Annotated in this window: 15 protein-coding genes; 2 read left to right on the top strand and 13 right to left on the bottom strand. The window is 70.9% G+C overall.

Annotated features, from left to right (window positions below):
* Positions 1–225: 225 nt before the first annotated feature.
* The gene (locus AB0K21_RS41130) at positions 226–360 is read left to right on the top strand and encodes a hypothetical protein (RefSeq protein ID WP_343963079.1); all 135 of its coding nucleotides are present in this window, start codon (positions 226–228) and stop codon (positions 358–360) included.
* Complete coding sequence (locus AB0K21_RS41125) at positions 357–977, top strand: hypothetical protein (RefSeq protein ID WP_364157999.1); 621 nt, start codon at positions 357–359, stop codon at positions 975–977. The genes AB0K21_RS41130 and AB0K21_RS41125 overlap by 4 nt, the downstream gene beginning before the upstream one ends.
* Before the next feature lie 20 nt (positions 978–997).
* On the opposite strand, the gene AB0K21_RS41120 is transcribed toward AB0K21_RS41125, so the two are convergent.
* The 13 genes from AB0K21_RS41120 to AB0K21_RS41060 all read right to left on the bottom strand — a co-directional run bounded on the left by AB0K21_RS41120 (position 998) and on the right by AB0K21_RS41060 (position 14247).
* Positions 998–2248: a DUF4437 domain-containing protein gene (locus AB0K21_RS41120; RefSeq protein ID WP_364157996.1), complete on the bottom strand. Its 1251-nt coding sequence runs from the start codon at positions 2246–2248 to the stop codon at positions 998–1000.
* 12 nt (positions 2249–2260) lie between these two features.
* Positions 2261–3757 carry an AMP-binding protein gene (locus AB0K21_RS41115; RefSeq protein WP_343963076.1) on the bottom strand — a complete coding sequence of 499 codons (1497 nt, stop codon included), beginning with the start codon at positions 3755–3757 and terminating at the stop codon, positions 2261–2263.
* 71 nt (positions 3758–3828) lie between these two features.
* Positions 3829–4734: a hydroxymethylglutaryl-CoA lyase gene (locus AB0K21_RS41110; protein WP_343963075.1), complete on the bottom strand. Its 906-nt coding sequence runs from the start codon at positions 4732–4734 to the stop codon at positions 3829–3831.
* A 95-nt stretch (positions 4735–4829) separates the two neighbouring features.
* Entirely contained in the window at positions 4830–5804 is a 975-nt protein-coding gene (locus AB0K21_RS41105) for a hypothetical protein (protein ID WP_364157992.1), read from the bottom strand.
* 217 nt (positions 5805–6021) lie between these two features.
* Entirely contained in the window at positions 6022–6765 is a 744-nt protein-coding gene (locus tag AB0K21_RS41100; RefSeq protein ID WP_343963073.1) for an arylmalonate decarboxylase, read from the bottom strand.
* Complete coding sequence (locus AB0K21_RS41095; protein WP_343963072.1) at positions 6762–7394, bottom strand: hypothetical protein; 633 nt, start codon at positions 7392–7394, stop codon at positions 6762–6764. Before AB0K21_RS41095 ends, AB0K21_RS41100 begins: the two co-directional genes overlap by 4 nt.
* Positions 7391–8155 carry an SDR family oxidoreductase gene (locus AB0K21_RS41090; RefSeq protein WP_364157988.1) on the bottom strand — a complete coding sequence of 255 codons (765 nt, stop codon included), beginning with the start codon at positions 8153–8155 and terminating at the stop codon, positions 7391–7393. Before AB0K21_RS41090 ends, AB0K21_RS41095 begins: the two co-directional genes overlap by 4 nt.
* Positions 8146–9069, bottom strand: coding sequence for a hypothetical protein (locus AB0K21_RS41085; RefSeq protein ID WP_343963070.1), 924 nt, complete (start codon positions 9067–9069; stop codon positions 8146–8148). The genes AB0K21_RS41090 and AB0K21_RS41085 overlap by 10 nt, the downstream gene beginning before the upstream one ends.
* On the bottom strand, positions 9066–9782 hold the full coding sequence (locus AB0K21_RS41080) for a hypothetical protein (RefSeq protein WP_364157984.1): 717 nt from the start codon (positions 9780–9782) through the stop codon (positions 9066–9068). The genes AB0K21_RS41085 and AB0K21_RS41080 overlap by 4 nt, the downstream gene beginning before the upstream one ends.
* Positions 9757–10893, bottom strand: coding sequence for an aromatic ring-hydroxylating dioxygenase subunit alpha (locus AB0K21_RS41075; RefSeq protein WP_364157981.1), 1137 nt, complete (start codon positions 10891–10893; stop codon positions 9757–9759). The genes AB0K21_RS41080 and AB0K21_RS41075 overlap by 26 nt, the downstream gene beginning before the upstream one ends.
* An 8-nt stretch (positions 10894–10901) precedes the next feature.
* Positions 10902–11813: a dienelactone hydrolase family protein gene (locus AB0K21_RS41070; protein ID WP_343963067.1), complete on the bottom strand. Its 912-nt coding sequence runs from the start codon at positions 11811–11813 to the stop codon at positions 10902–10904.
* Complete coding sequence (locus AB0K21_RS41065) at positions 11810–12616, bottom strand: oxidoreductase (protein ID WP_364157977.1); 807 nt, start codon at positions 12614–12616, stop codon at positions 11810–11812. The genes AB0K21_RS41070 and AB0K21_RS41065 overlap by 4 nt, the downstream gene beginning before the upstream one ends.
* Positions 12613–14247, bottom strand: coding sequence for a nitrilase-related carbon-nitrogen hydrolase (locus AB0K21_RS41060; protein WP_364157974.1), 1635 nt, complete (start codon positions 14245–14247; stop codon positions 12613–12615). Before AB0K21_RS41060 ends, AB0K21_RS41065 begins: the two co-directional genes overlap by 4 nt.
* Positions 14248–14326: the final 79 nt, after the last annotated feature.

Raw genomic sequence — 14326 nt, 5'->3', positions numbered from 1 at the left:
CTCCTCCGAACGGATTCATTCGCGTCGCGGGGATCGAAGGCCACATGTCGTCGGCTGTTCAAGAGCATGTCGCGGGCGGGCCGCCACCGTCAATCGCCCGCGTGGTGGGCGCCGGAGGAGAGCCGCCCTCGATCGAGATCTATGTGTACTCATGTTACCTCTAGAGAAACAATGTTTCCAAGAAGTAGGATTCGCGAAACCAGAGGAAACGTCTAGGAGGCGACTGTGCCGGACAGGGGCGCGCGGATGGAGTCCGTCGACCGTGGGGCCGTTTCGGCGGCCAAGGGACCGCCCGAGGGACCTGAGGGGCGGATCCCGCTCACGGTCGCCGCCGGAGCCGTCGTCGGCCACGAGCCGTGATCTCGGTCCTGTACGGCGGGCTGGCCCTGATCCAGCTGGCTCTGGCCGTACAACTGGCGCGATCAGGCCGGTGGATCCCGTTCGTGGTCGGGATGGGGGTCGCCTACGACTCGGCGGTCGTCGGAGCCGGGCGGCTGATCGGCGAGGGGCCGGGGCTGGAGGCGCTCAACACCGGCCGCTTCGCCGTCCATGCCGTTCTCACCCCGCTCCTCATCGTCCACGGGGCGGCCCTCGTGCGTCGCGGACCGGTCGTTCCGGCGTGGGGTCTGGCCGGCGTTCTGATCGTCTTCGAGGTGGTGGGCCTGGCGGATCTGCGGCTGGAGCCCCGATGGTGGTCGGACACCCTGCGTTACGTTTCCGCGGATCCGTCGGGCCCGCCGATCCCGGCGCTGATCACCACGGTGATCCTGCTGGTCGTGGGGATCGTGCTGTGGATGCGGTGGCGCACGCCCTGGCTTTTCCTGGGCGCGGCCGCGCTCCTGGCGACCGCGGGTGCCGCCGTGGCGTTGCCCATCCTGGGCAACGCGGGTGAGGCCGTACTGTTCGCGGCCATCGCGGCGACGGTCGACCGCGATGGCAGACGAGGGGCGGCCGGAGTCGGCTCGGGAAGGGGCTGACCCGGGATACGGCTGTGCGGTCAGAGACCCTCGCCGTCCCAGTAGCCGCGGGAGCGGGAGCGGACGGGAAGGCTTGAGATGACGGGGGCGGGGATGGGGTCGCCCGACTTCCAGGCCCGGCCATGTCCCCGGTCGTGGGCGCCCGCGTCGGTGCGCTCGTCGGGGTGTTCCAGCGTGGCGGGATCGGCGCCCCAGTCGAGGGCGGGCGCTCCGTGCGCGTGCCCTTCCTCGCGGTCGTGCGGGTGGTCGTGCGGGTGGTCGTGGTCGCCGTGACCGCCCTGCAGGCGGGCCGCGTCGACGGCCTTGGCGATGGCGATGAGGCTCTTGTCGGTGCCCTGGCCGTGCGGGTGGACGTCCGTGTCGACGGCGCCCTGCTCGCGGGCGTACGCCAGGGACGCCCGCAGCATCTCCAGGTCCTGCTCGGTGCGGCGGGAGGGGCCCCGGCCCAGGTCGTGGGCGGACTGGGACCAGCGCATCCGGCCGCCTTCCGGGCCGTAGTTGATGGCCTCGCCGCCCCAGCGCACCCATTCGTTCTCGGTGTACCAGTTGTGCAGCTCGCCGTCGGAGCGCAGCAGCCAGGTGGCGCCGCCCTCCATCGTGGTGAAGTGGCCGTGCTTGACCCGGGCGGGGCGGAAGAAGTAGGTGCCCAGGTCCAGGGTGCCGAAGTTGTACTCCATGTGACCCTGGACGGTGTACGCCTCCTCGTAGCAGGGGTGGTGGGCCAGGCGGTGGTCGGCCCAGCCCTCCTGGGCGTGGACGAGGCGGGTGTAGAAACCGGTGACCGGGTCGACGTGCAGGTACTTGATGAACAGGCCGGGCATCGGCCCGGCGTTCGGCACCGCGTCCCACCGCATGGCCTCGGAGTCGATGACGATGACGTCCTCGCGAGCCCCTTCCCAGCGAGGTGCGGCCAGGCTCTGCACGGGGTCGAAGCCGGCGTCGCCGTACTCGCGGTAGTGCAGGATCCGAGTGCCCTCGGCGAAGGTGACGGCGTCGGCGGGAACGCCCTTGGGCAGGTAGAGGTAGCCGCCCTTGCCGATGCGGCGGCCACCGTACGTCATCGAGCCGTCGAGCACGTAGTACTCGGTGTTGGCATGGTGGATGCCGGGGCCGCGGCCCCAGTCGGTGTGGAAGTCGAGGCGCAGGGAGCCGGAGCCGTCCTCCTCGTCGGCCGACAGCCGTCGCTCGCTGGCCCTGCCCTCGCCGCCGGGCAGTTCGGCGGCGTGCCAGATGTAGTCGTCCTCGTGGATCATTTCGACATGCGGCCGCATGAACGGTTCTCCTTAGTGGTTGTCACGCAACTCGCGCTTCAGGATCTTTCCTGCGGCGTTGCGGGGTAGTGCGGGAACGAACTCGACCTGCCGGGGAAGCTTGGGGCCGGCCAGCCTGGTGCGGCAGTGCGCCGCCAGTGCCTCGGCGTCGACCGCGGCGCCGGGCAGGACGACCACGAAGGCGGCCACCTGCTCGCCCCACCGCTCGTCGGGCAGGCCCACGACGGCGGCGTCGGCGACGCCGGGGAAGGAGGTCAGGACCTCCTCGACCTCGCGCGGGGCGATGTTCACCCCGCCAGAGATGATCATGTCCTTCTTGCGGTCGACGATGTAGATGAAGCCGTCCTCGTCGCGTTCGACGATGTCGCCGCTGGTGAGGAACCCGTCGGGGGTGGTGCAGGCGGCGGTGGCGGCCGGGTCGTCCAGGTAGCCGTTCATCAGGTACGGCGAGCGGCTGAACAGCTCGCCCCGGTCGGCGGGGTTCCCCTCGTCGTCCACCACCCTGACCTCGGTCATGAACCACGGGCGGCCCACCGAGCCGATCTTGTCGCGGGCGTCGGCCGGGCGGCAGTCGCTGATGATCCCGGCCTCGGTCGAGCCGTACAGCTCGTGCACCCCGACGCCGGGAAAGGTGTCCAGCACCCATTCCTTCAGCGCGCGCGGTAGCGCGGCGGCGTTGAAGTACAGGGTGTCCAGCGAGGACAGGTCGTGGTCGCGCAGCGCCTTCTCGCCCAGGGCGCGGAGCATGTGGGCGTGGGTGGGCACCAGGAAGACCGACTGGGCGCGCTCACGTTCGATCATCGCCAGCAGCCGTTCGGGGTCCCAGCCTCGCAGCATCGCGACCGTGCCGCCGGTGTGCACCGGCGCGTAACCGAAGGCGAACCCGGCGCCGTGGTACATCGGGGCCACGGCGATCGTCCGGCGGCCGGGGCCCAGGCCCCACTCCAGAGCCGAGGCGTAGAAGGTGAGCGACCGCGACCGGTGGCTGATCACCACGCCCTTGGGGCGGCCGGTGGTGCCGGAGGTGTAGGCCACGCAGAACGGCTCGCGCTCGTCCACCTCGATCCGCGGGTCCCTCGCGCCCACTGTGGCCAGGGCCGCGTCGTAGGACGGCCCGAGCCGGTTGCCGCCCATGGACAGGACCGTGCCGGGCAGTTCGACGCCGTCCACCGCCGCCGCCAGCGCCTCGTCCAGGATGAGGGCGCGGGCGGCGCAGTGCCCCAGGATGTAGGCGGTCTCGCCGGGGGTCAGCCGGGGGTTGAGCGGCACCATGACCAGCCCCGCCTTGGCGATGCCCGCCGCGGCCTCCGGGTACTCCATCCGGTTGCCGAGCAGCAGCGCGACCCGTTCGCCCGGCCGCAGTCCGGCGGCCAGCAGGGCGTTCGCCAGGCGGCTGGACCGGTCGTCCAGGCCGCGATAGGTCAGTCTCCGGTCGCCGTCGACCACCGCGACCGTCGTGGGAGCGGCCGCGGCGAGCTCGCGGATTCCGCCTGCGATGGAGAGCTGCATGAGATCCTCATGTTTCGCATGGAGAAACGGCTTTCCATTATTGGTAGCATGTTGCGCGCGAGGCGCGTTCGTCAACGGAGAGCCGGGGTGGGGGAGGCGGGCGGGAAGTCGCCCGCGCGCCCGAGAAGGGCCGGCAGCGGCGCGCCGAGCCGCTCACCGATGTAGGAGGCGGCCGAGAGCAGCCGGTCGAGGTCGACGCCGGTGGCGATGCCCGAGCGGCGCAGTGCGTAGGACAGGTCCTCGGTGGCGATGTTGCCGGTCGCCGCCGGGGCGAACGGGCAGCCGCCGATTCCGCCGCTGCTCGCGTCGAGCGCGGTGGCGCCCGCCTCGACCGCGGCCAGCGCGTTGGCGTAGCCGGTGTTGCGGGTGTTGTGGAAGTGGAACCGCAGTGGCAGGTCGGTGACCTCGCGCACGGCCCCGGTCAGCCGCCGCACGTCGGCGGGCACGCCCACGCCGATCGTGTCGGCCAGCGCGATCTCGTCGGCCCCGGTGTCCGCGCACCGCCGCACCAGCTCGGCCACGCCGCCGGGGGCCACCTCGCCCTCGAAGGGACAGCCGAAGGCCGCCCCGACGGTCGCGGTGACCCGCAGCCCGGCCGCGTGGGCGCGGGCGGCGATCCCGGCGAAGGAGTCCAGCGCCTCCGCGACCGTCATGCCCTGGTTGCGCCGGCAGAAGGTCTCGGTCGCCACGATCGTGACGTTGACCTCGTCCACCCCCGCGGCCAGGGCCCGGTCCAGGCCACGCCCGTTGACGATCAGACCTATGTAGCTGAGCCCGTCGCGCCGGGGGACGCGGGCCATCACCTGCTCGGCGTCGGCCATCTGGGGGACCAGGCGGGGGTGGACGAAGCTGACCGCCTCGATGCGGGTGAGGCCCGCGTCGGCCAGTGCCTCGATGTAGGCCACCTTGGCGTCGGTGCCGACCGGGACGGCCTCGTTCTGCAAACCGTCCCGGGGCCCCACCTCAACGATGTTCATGCGGGGAGAAGACATGTTCCAGGTGTATCAGTGTTGTATGCAATGAATCTACATATACGATGATTTTTGAGATTTTGTCAGCAGATTGTATGCAACTAGCGCTGCGAGATCACCGTGACCTTCGGGTCGGAGGCGTCGCCGAAGCCGTAGACGTAGGCCGCGGCCAGGGTGTCACCGAGCGAGGCGCGCAGGAACAGCCCGCTCCACTTGGCCGCGGCGTCGATGCTCTCCTGCTGCGTCAGCGTCTGCGGGGTGGCGTCGGGAACGGCGCCGGCCGGGGTCTGGGTGTCGGTGAGACCGAAGTGGTTGGCGCCGGTCACCGTGACGAGCGCCTTGGGTGCCGCGCCGAGACCGTTGTAGGTCGCCAGGGCCGCCGCCGGCAGGTTGTTGCCGTCCAGGCCGCCCTGGACGAGGGCGACCGGTACCCCGGCGTTGGCGATCGGGACGGCGCCGCCGCCGGGCGTCGTCGTGCTCGCGCCATAGAAGACCGCCGCGCGCAGCGCCGCGGGACGCTGGTAGACGGGCCCGAAGCAGAACGGGACCGTGCAGGTGTTGCCGATGGCGAACAGCCCGGCGGCCCCGCCGAAGGAGTGCCCGAGCAGGACCAGCCGGTTGGCGTCCAGCCGTCCGGCGACCGGGGAGCCCGCGCGGGTGTTCTCCGCCGCCGCCCACGTCACGGCGGCGTTGGTCTGGGACTGCTCGGGGAAGAGCCCGGAGATCGGGCCGACGGCGCGCTGGTGGTTCGGGACGGCCACGGCGAAGCCGAAGCCGGCGACGATCTTGGCGAATTCGCTGTAGCTCTCCCTGGGCACGTTCGCGCCCTGCAGGAGCAGGGCGACCGGCAGGGGGGTCTGGGCGGCCGGGTAGTAGACGGTGGCCGGGTCGTTGCCGATCTGCGTCTCGTACTGGCCGACCCAGGAGGGCGACGTCAAGGTGGCCGCGGTGGACACGGTGGACACGGCGGCACCGTTGGCGAGGGCCGCCGACGGCGTCAGCGCGGTCGCCACGGTGAGCGCCGCGGCGACCAGCCCGGCGCGAATCCGCCGAGTGGACGTAGTGGAAATAGGCATGCTTCCTCCAGTGGGGGTGATTTACGGCATGGGGAAGAAACGGTCGAGGACCGTACTCGGCACTCGCGTGGCGAGAGGTGGGACGGCGGGGAGGCGGGCCCCCGGTGTTCGCGCGGCCGGGGTGGGCCCTCAGTGCTCGCGCGGCGAGAGTGGGACGGCAGGGAGGCGGGGCCTCTGGTGTTCGCGCGGCCGGGGTGAGGTGGTCGAGGACGGGCCCTCAGTGTTCGCGCAGCAGCCGGCCCGCGCCGTACACCTTGTCCTCGACGCCGTTGTCGCGCAGCGCCATCCACCAGGTGGCGGCGTTGATGGCGATGACCGGCTTACCGAGCCACCGCTCGGCCTCGTCGGCCAGGCCGACCATGGACAGGTTGGTGCCACACTGCACGATCGCGTCCACGTCGGGGGAGTCCACCTCGATCAGCGCCTCGCGCAGGGTGGATTCGGTGACGTGCGCGATCGACACGGCCGTGGGGCACTTCAGGCCCTCGATGGCGACCACGTCGAAACCGATCTCGGAGAAGAACCGCACCACGTTCTCGTCGCCGACCGGCTGGTAGGGGGTGACCACGCCGAGCCTGCGCGCGCCGTACAGGTTCAGCGCCCGCTCGCACGCCTCCGCGCCGGTCGCCACCTCCAGGCCGGTGAGGTCGTGGATCTGCTTGACGAACTGCCGGTTGCCCTCGACACCGCCCCAGAAGGTCTCGGCGGACATGCCCATCACCATGTAGTCCGGCTCGCAGGTCATCACCCGCTCGCAGGCCGAGCCGATCTCCTCGCGGATCTGGTCGAGCAGGCGCTCCATGCCCTCGTTCCCGGCCATGTTCTGGTCGCGGATGTGGATGCGGCTGAAGTGCGCGGTGACCCCGGGAACGGTCATCCGGTAGAAGTCCGGCTCCACGATCGTGTTGGTGGACGGGGCGATCACGCCGAACTTGCGGCGCCAGCCGAGCGCGTCGGTCATCGTACGGCCTCCAGCCGTCGGGGGCGGCACAGCCGGAACGCGGCGATCGCGAATCCGGCCTGTGCCGCGCTGTTGGACAGTTGTTCGACCCATTGCAGGGCCAGCGTCTGGTCGGGTCGGGCGGCCAGCGGGCTGAGGATGAAGAACCCCAGGAGTTGCAGGCCGAACAGGGCGGCGGTGAGCGGGTCGCGGTTCCGCTGGGCGGCCAGGATCAGGTGGACGCCACTGAGAGTGGCGAAGACCGTGGTGCTGACCAGCAGCGGCAACATGCCCCCGGCCAGCGCGGCGCCACCCGCGCACAGCAGGGACAGGCCGATCACCAGCGGCGGGACCCAGCGGGGCGTCCGGGAGTGGTGGTGGCTGACCAGGATCCAGGCCAGCAGCCCGAACCCGGCGGTGAGCAGCGGGAACAGCAGCTGCTCCAGCCAGGTCAGGTCCGGGCCGCCGAGCGCGACGGTGAGCTTCCACGACGCCTTGGCCAGCCCGCCGGCACCGATGAGAACCGCGGCGAGCAACACACCCGGCCGGTATCTGGCGTCCACATGCCGGGTGAGCAGGATGACACCGCACGTCGTCAGCACGACCGGGACGAAGTCCTCCACCGCGAGGGGGACGGGATACTCGCTCACGGGATCACCCGGCGTTTCGAGAAGGGGGCCGAGGCGAACCGGGCGAGGATCTTGCCCTGGGTCAGCCAGCGGACGTGGGCGCCGTTGCGGGTCCGGGTCAGCGCCTGCTCGGCGAGCCACGGGGTGACGGTCTCGACCCGGTCGGCCAGGATGTTGAAGATCCGGGCGGCCTTGGCCAGCTCGTCCGGCGTGTAGTCGTGGATGAGCAGGTCGGTGACGACCATGCCGGGGCTGAGCAGGCCGACCGAGACACCGGGCGGCACCTCCTTGGCGAGTGCCAGGGTGAGGTAGGTCACCGCCCGCTTGCTCGCGCCGTAGACGGACAGACCGGCGACCGTACGGCCGTCGCTGCCCAGACCCTCCATGTTCCACACGTGGCCGCGACCCTGCTCGATCATCCCGCTGATGGCGACCGCGCTGCCGTTGACCACACCGGTCAGGTTCACGTCGACGACCGCCGCCGCCTCGGCGGCCGGGAGCTCCCAGAGCGGCCCGCGTGTCTGGGAGATCCCGGCGTTGTTGATCCAGATGTCGACCGAGCCGAACCGGTCGACGGCCGCGTCCCACAGCGCCTGAACCTGGGCGCGGTCGGCCATGTCCGCCGCCATCCCCAGCACCTGATCGCTGTCCAGCGCGGCCAGCGCCTTCTTGACGGACTCGTCACTGCGGCCGCAGAAGGCGACTCGCTGCTTGCGGGAGAGGAACTCCCTGACCAGCCCGAGCCCGATGCCCCTGGTGCCGCCCGTCACGACTACGACCATCGAAGTACCCCGTGGACGACGGCGGACAGCACGTTGCCGTCGAACAGCTCGTAGGCGACCGCCATCGTCTTGCCGGCGCTCATCCCCGGGGTGGCGTCGATCATGAACTCGCGCCCCTTGAGCTTCCAGACGTCGCGGAAGTGCAGGCTGGAGTAGTTCGCCCGGCCGTACGCCTGCGCGTTGCCCCAGGCCTCGGGACCCTCGTAGAAGGAGCGGAAGCCGTCACGCCGCACCTCGACGGTGTGGCGGCGGTCCAGGGCTCCGGACCAGGTGACGTGGTGGCGGGCCCGCAGCAGGTCCAGCGGTTCCACCTCGACCGTGACGTCCACGGTGCCGCGCGGCTTCTGGTCGGCGCCGAAGACCTCGCAGGTGCCGGAGAAGGCTCCCGGGGTCTTGGTGGGCAGGATGTGGGGCACCGGCCCGTTCCGGGTCTCGGCCGCCAGCCAGTCCGCCACCTTGGCGGGGTCTCGGGTGTAGAGGCCGTTGAAGCAGCCGACCACGGCGGGACCCTGGTAGAGCATCGAGGAGTAGACCTGGACGTCGTCGTCGGCGAGGACCTGGTTCCAGGTGTTGAGGTCCACCTGCCAGCCGGGACCGTAGTAGTGGGAGTCGACGAAGGAACCGTACGGCTGGCCGGTGCCGTAGAAGTCGGGGCCGGTGTAGACGCGGTTGGCGTCGGAGTCGACGACGCCGAACGCGAACGGGGCGCCGAGCCGGAACCTTCCGGCCATGGGGCCGCCGCCCTCCAGGCCGCCGTCCATGTAGTAGGTGGTCACGCCGTCGACGAAGTCCGAGGAGCGGCGGATGTCCTCGTATCCCTGCCAGGTGCCGGTGGCGTCGAACAGGGAGGGGCGGCCGTGCCACTCTCCGGCGATGCGCCGCTGCCATTCGCTGGGTTGCGTCGTGTCGGTCACGAGATCAGTTCTCCACGTACGAGGTCGGACTGTTCCGCGCCGATGAGCCGGGTGACCTGGTGCCAGACCGGGTCCACCTCCGGGCTGAACAGGTTGGCCCGGTTGGCCGTGTCCCGGGCGGCGAGGTCGGTGTCGCCCTGATCCGGCACACCCGCCTCGAGCAGGCTCAGCCAGTGGTCGAGGTAGGTGTCGACGGTCGGGCCGAGTTTCGCGAAGGCATCCTCGGTGGCCCGGCAGACCACCATCCAGGGGGACATCATCGCCCGCTGGCGGGGGCCGATCGCGGCGGGGGAGACGCCGTCGATCCTCCAGGCGGCCTCCAGTGGCTCCGTCAGCGGCAGGAAGCAGGCGTCCAGATACCCCAGATGGGTCGCCAGTTCGAGGCGGGGGATCAGGTCCAGGTGCATGGCGTGATAGTCGGCCGAGGCGACCGCGTCCAGCGTGAAGTGCGGCACGGCCGACTCCGGCCGGGTGAACGCGAAGATCATGTGACTGTCCAGCCCGATCATCGGCACCACCAGGCTGACCGCCACCACCTTCGCCGGTCGCGCGTCGCCCGCGGGCTCCGAGGCGGCAGGGCCGAAGGTGCGCAGCCGGCCCACCGGGGCGGGGGACATCGGGCTGGTCAGATCGGTGTCCGCGATGGGGGACAGTTCGGTGGCGGCGAGCAGGCGGTCGAGGACACGCTCATTCAGCGCGGCGGGCAGGCTCATCGGTGTTCTCTCCTCGGGGCTTGTGCACCCAGGCGCGGGCGAGTTCGGGATTGTCGCGGCGGGCCGGGGAGGGGATCACCGTGGCCTCGCGGCGCGCGGCGGCACTGTCGGCGTCGTCGTCCTCGCCGATCCACCAGCCCCGGTCGATCAGCTGCTGGCGGCGCCGCCGGTAGGAGACCTGGAGGGCGTCACTGCGGATGTGCAGCTCGGCGGAGAGGTCGAAGGGCAGCAGTTCCGGCCGCTGGTTCTCGACGATCGGCCGGTCCTGTTCGAAGATCTTGCCGATCCGCTTGGCCGCGCTGGCGTCCGCCCACTTGCCGGTGTAGAAGGTCCGGTAACCGACGATCTTCACGAGGGTCCGGTCCCTGTTGAGCGGAATGTTGTGGTCGTACAGGATCAGGTCGCCGAAGGGCAGCCGCACGTGCAGCTTGACGATGTTCGGCAGGTACCAGCCGTTGCTCACCACCACAGGCTGGCGTTCCTTGGTCCGGTAGAGCATGCCCCAGATGCCGGGCGCGGGCGGCGGGCTGAACTGTACGTCGGCCTCCGCGTGCCATTCGGTCTCTGTCACCTCGTAGTCGGGGATCTCCGGCCTGCCCGGGTCGCCGAACGCGCTGCCGTGCACGAACGGCGTGTGGGCCGCGTCGACCACGTTCTCCAGGGCGCGCTCGTAGTTGGCCTCCAGCACGGTCTCCCAGTAGACGGCGCGGTACCTGGGGTCGTCGTGCTGGGGGATGTGCGGGATCGGCGGCCGCTCCTCCTCGGGCAGGTCGCCGAGGAAGGCCCAGACCATGCCGTACTTCTCGACCACCGGGTAGGCGTCCACCCGCGCCTTCTTCGGGATGCCCCGCCCCGGCGGGTTGGCCGGGATCTTCATGCAGGCGCCGTCCGACTCGTACTCCCAGCCGTGGTAGGGGCAGACGACGCGGTCTTCGACGACCTTGCCCATCGACAGTGCGCCGCCGCGGTGCACGCACAGGTCGGACAGGCACGCCACGCTGCCGTCGCGCTTGCGCCAGATCACGAAGTCCTGACCGAGGCAGGTGATCCGTCGCGGCCTGCTGTCGACCACGTGGGCGAACTCGACCGCGTACCAGAAGTTCTTCAGCACTTCTCCTCCTAACGGCGATGCAGGCCAGGCAGGCCGTCGAGTTCCGACCGGGCGTGGTCGTCACCGCACAGGTGTGTTCGCAGGAACATGGTGATCAGTCCGGCGAGGACCGGTTGTGGTTCGGCCTCGGCCGGCAGGTCCAGGAAGGCCCGCGCGGCGGTCGGGTCCACCGGGTCGGCGATCCCGAAGTGGTTGGCCCCCTCGATGACGGCCAGCAGGTGGGATCCGTCCCGGTCGGTGAGTGCCTCGTCGAACGTCCGGGTGACGGGATCGGCCGGGTGTTCCTCCTGGCCGTACCGGTCCGAGCTGCCCATGATCACGCCGTCCCTGGTGCCGACCGAGAGCAGGACCGGGCAGTCCACCTGGGCGGGCACCACGGTCCCCGCGGGCCAGCCCAGCATGGTGGCCACCATGGTGTGCGCGCCGTAGGCGAACACGGCCTTCACCTCGGGGAAGTGCCGGGCCGACTGCAGGACCAGGGAGCCGCCCGCCGAGTGCCCGCCGAGCGCGACCCGCTCCAGGTCGATCGCGCCCTTCAGCAGGTCGATCTCGGCCAGCGCGGACAGGATCTCCGAGATCGCCGGGCAGGTCGGGCGTGAGCCGTAGCTCCCGGGCCGGGCGGCGTCCAGGTCGACGCCGGGTGTCAGCCCGTACTCGCCGCCGAACAACTCGCCCACCCGGTCGAAGGTCACGCAGACGAACCCGGCGGCCGCGATCTCGGTCGCGAGCCATCGGTAGGCGTCCTGACCCACGTTGATCCCGGACAGGAACAGCACCACCGGGTACGGCCCGCCTTCCGGCCGGAACACCCCGGTCAGCCGGTCACCGTCCGGCGCCGCCGGGTAGTAGACCTTCAGGTGCGAGGTGTCGAACGGAGGGTCGCCCCCGGTCTTCGCCGCCCACCACAGCGATCGGATCATGTGGGCCTCGGCAGCACGCGGTCGCCGCCCCACAGTGCCCGGACCAGTTTGTCGGTCGTCTCCTCGCCGAAGTAGCGCACGCCCATGACGTTGGCCGGGTCGCGGTCGGCGATGTTCCGGCGGATCGCCAGGTCGGTCGCGGCCAGCGCGGGCCGGTCGGCCTCGGGCACCGGGTCGGCCTCGTCCACCCAGCGCAGCCAGCGGTCGACGCGGGCGTGGAGCAGTTCGCGGACCACGTTGATGTGCTGCTGGGCGCGCGGGAAGGAGTAGCAGTACGCGTTGGACGACAGGCTCGCGCGAACGAACCCGGCCCGGCTGGTGAACCAGGTGAAGTCCGGGTTCTCCTCCTTGAACCGCACCCAGTCGGCGTCCAGCGGCGCGTAGTAGCGGTCGTGGTAGTCGCCGTGCTCGACCGGGTTGACCCGCGGGATGAAGTCCTGGTAGAACCAGCCCTCCGGCCAGACCAGCAGCGCGATGCCCAGGTGCGGCACGTTGATCTGCGGGCCCAGCCAGGCGGTCAGGTGCAGGTTGGTGAAGCTCGCCTTCGGGTTGCCCAGCCAGGAGTGGACCATCCAGTCCATCTCCGGCCCGGTGTAGGCCTCGATCCGGCCGCCGGGCCCGTCGGGATAGGTGCCGTAGCTGTCGAACCGGTCGCTGGAGGGGTCGCGCGTCAGCTCGAACCTGGCGTCGATCTTCGCCTTGAGCTCGGCGAGTATCGTGCGCAGCTGCTCGAAGGTCTCGGTGACGTCGATGACCGGGGACTCGTCGAGCATCTGCTCGACGTACTGCAACGTTTCCTTCATCGGTTTCCTTTCTGAAGTGCGTCCACCAGCCGCCACGGTCTGCCGTCCACCAGGTCGGTGCCGCGTGAGACGTGTCGGTTGACGGCCTGCGCCGGGTGGAGATCGGCGCTTACCGAGCGGTCACCGTTCTTGACCGGGGTGACGATCGGGTGGCTGATGCGGCCGCTGAACGGGCCTTCCCAGGCGGTCCAGAGGGTGAAGTCCCGGGGGGTGGCCAAGATGGCCCCGGCCAGGCCGGCCGGTCCGTCGTGGCCGGCGGCGACGACGTTGAGCCGGTTCTCCGCGGCCCGTTCCAACAGGCCGTACTCCAGCTCCCAGGCTTCGGAGGGGGTGAACGGCACCGCGACGACGTCCGCGTCGGCCAGCGCCGCCAGCCTGAACGTCTCGGGGAACAGGGCATCGTCGCCGACGATGACGGCGAGCCGGCCCCAGGGCAGTTCGAAGATCTCCAGGCCGTCGCCCAGCGAGGTGACCCGCCCGGCGTGCCGGGTGACGGGGTGCAGGGCACGCTGCCGTCCCACGACCCCCTCGCCCGAGATCAGCAGTCCCTCGTGCGCCCCCTGGTGGATCTCGCTGAGCACCACGTGCGCCGCGGTCCCGCGGACGGCTCGCGCCGCCTCCTCGGCACTCACCCCGCACAGCTCGGGGAGCACGATCAGTTCCGCTCCGCCCGCGGCCGCCTGTCCGATGAGCTCTTCGGCGGTGCCCGGCTCGTCGCGGGGTCTGACCACGGCAGCGGTCAGGCGCTCGGCTCCGGCGGGCGCCCGGCGGCCGCGGGGCTCGGCGGCGATCGGCCGGTAGAGGGCGGGGCGGCGGGCGGCGAGGATGTCGGTGCCGTCGGGGCGGAGCTTGGAGTCGGCGAGGGTCACGTCGATGTCGGCGACGACCACGGCCTCGCCGGCCCGCGGTGCTCTGGCCACGACCGTGCCGTCCGGGGCGACGATCTGGCTCTCGCCCGCGCCGTGCAGCCACTCCGGCGGGACGCCGAGCCCGGCGCCGACGGACTCCAGCATGTCGGCGGGGATCAGCGGCCCGACCTTGTTGGCGGCGACCACCCACACCTTGTTCTCGGCGGCGCGGACGGGGATGTGCAGGCTCGCCTCGTCCACGGCGAACGAGTTCAGGCTGTTGAGCAGCACCTGCGCGCCGCGCAGCGTCAGCCCGCGGGTGACCTCGCTGATCACGCCCTCCATGCAGGCGTACATGCCGAGCCGCCCGAGTTCGGTCGAGATCACCGGGCCCACGGCCGTCCCGGGATCGAGGTGGTCGTTCTCCGCGCCCATCAGGGTCTGCTTGTCGGCCTCGCCGAGGAGGGCGCCGTCCGGGCCGTAGAGCAGGGAGGCGCCGGTGGTGCGCCCGTCCTCCCTGGCGAGGGTGACACCGATCTTGACATACGCGCGGTGCCCGGCGGCCCGCTCGGAGATCGCGGTGAGAAACGGGTCCCCGTGGCGGCAGGCCAGCCGCCGGGCGTGCGCGCGGTCCTCGTACCAGGACAGGTGGTTGCAGAACTCGGGCAGCACGATCAGTTCGGCTCCCTGGGCTGCGGCCGAGTCGATCGCGCGCAGACAGGCGGCCAGGTTGGCGGCCGGGTCCTGGCCCGTCTCGAGTTGCGCCGCGGCGACGCGTACCATGTGCACTCCTCGATTGTTACGTCTAGAGAAACGGTGTTTCCGAGACATAGGATCTCGCGAAACCGGAGGAAATGTCTAG

The organism is Streptosporangium sp. NPDC049248 (genome assembly GCF_040678965.1).
GTDB classification, from domain to species: Bacteria; Actinomycetota; Actinomycetes; order Streptosporangiales; family Streptosporangiaceae; genus Streptosporangium; species Streptosporangium fukuiense.
This window is presented reverse-complemented; position numbering and strand designations above follow the sequence as displayed.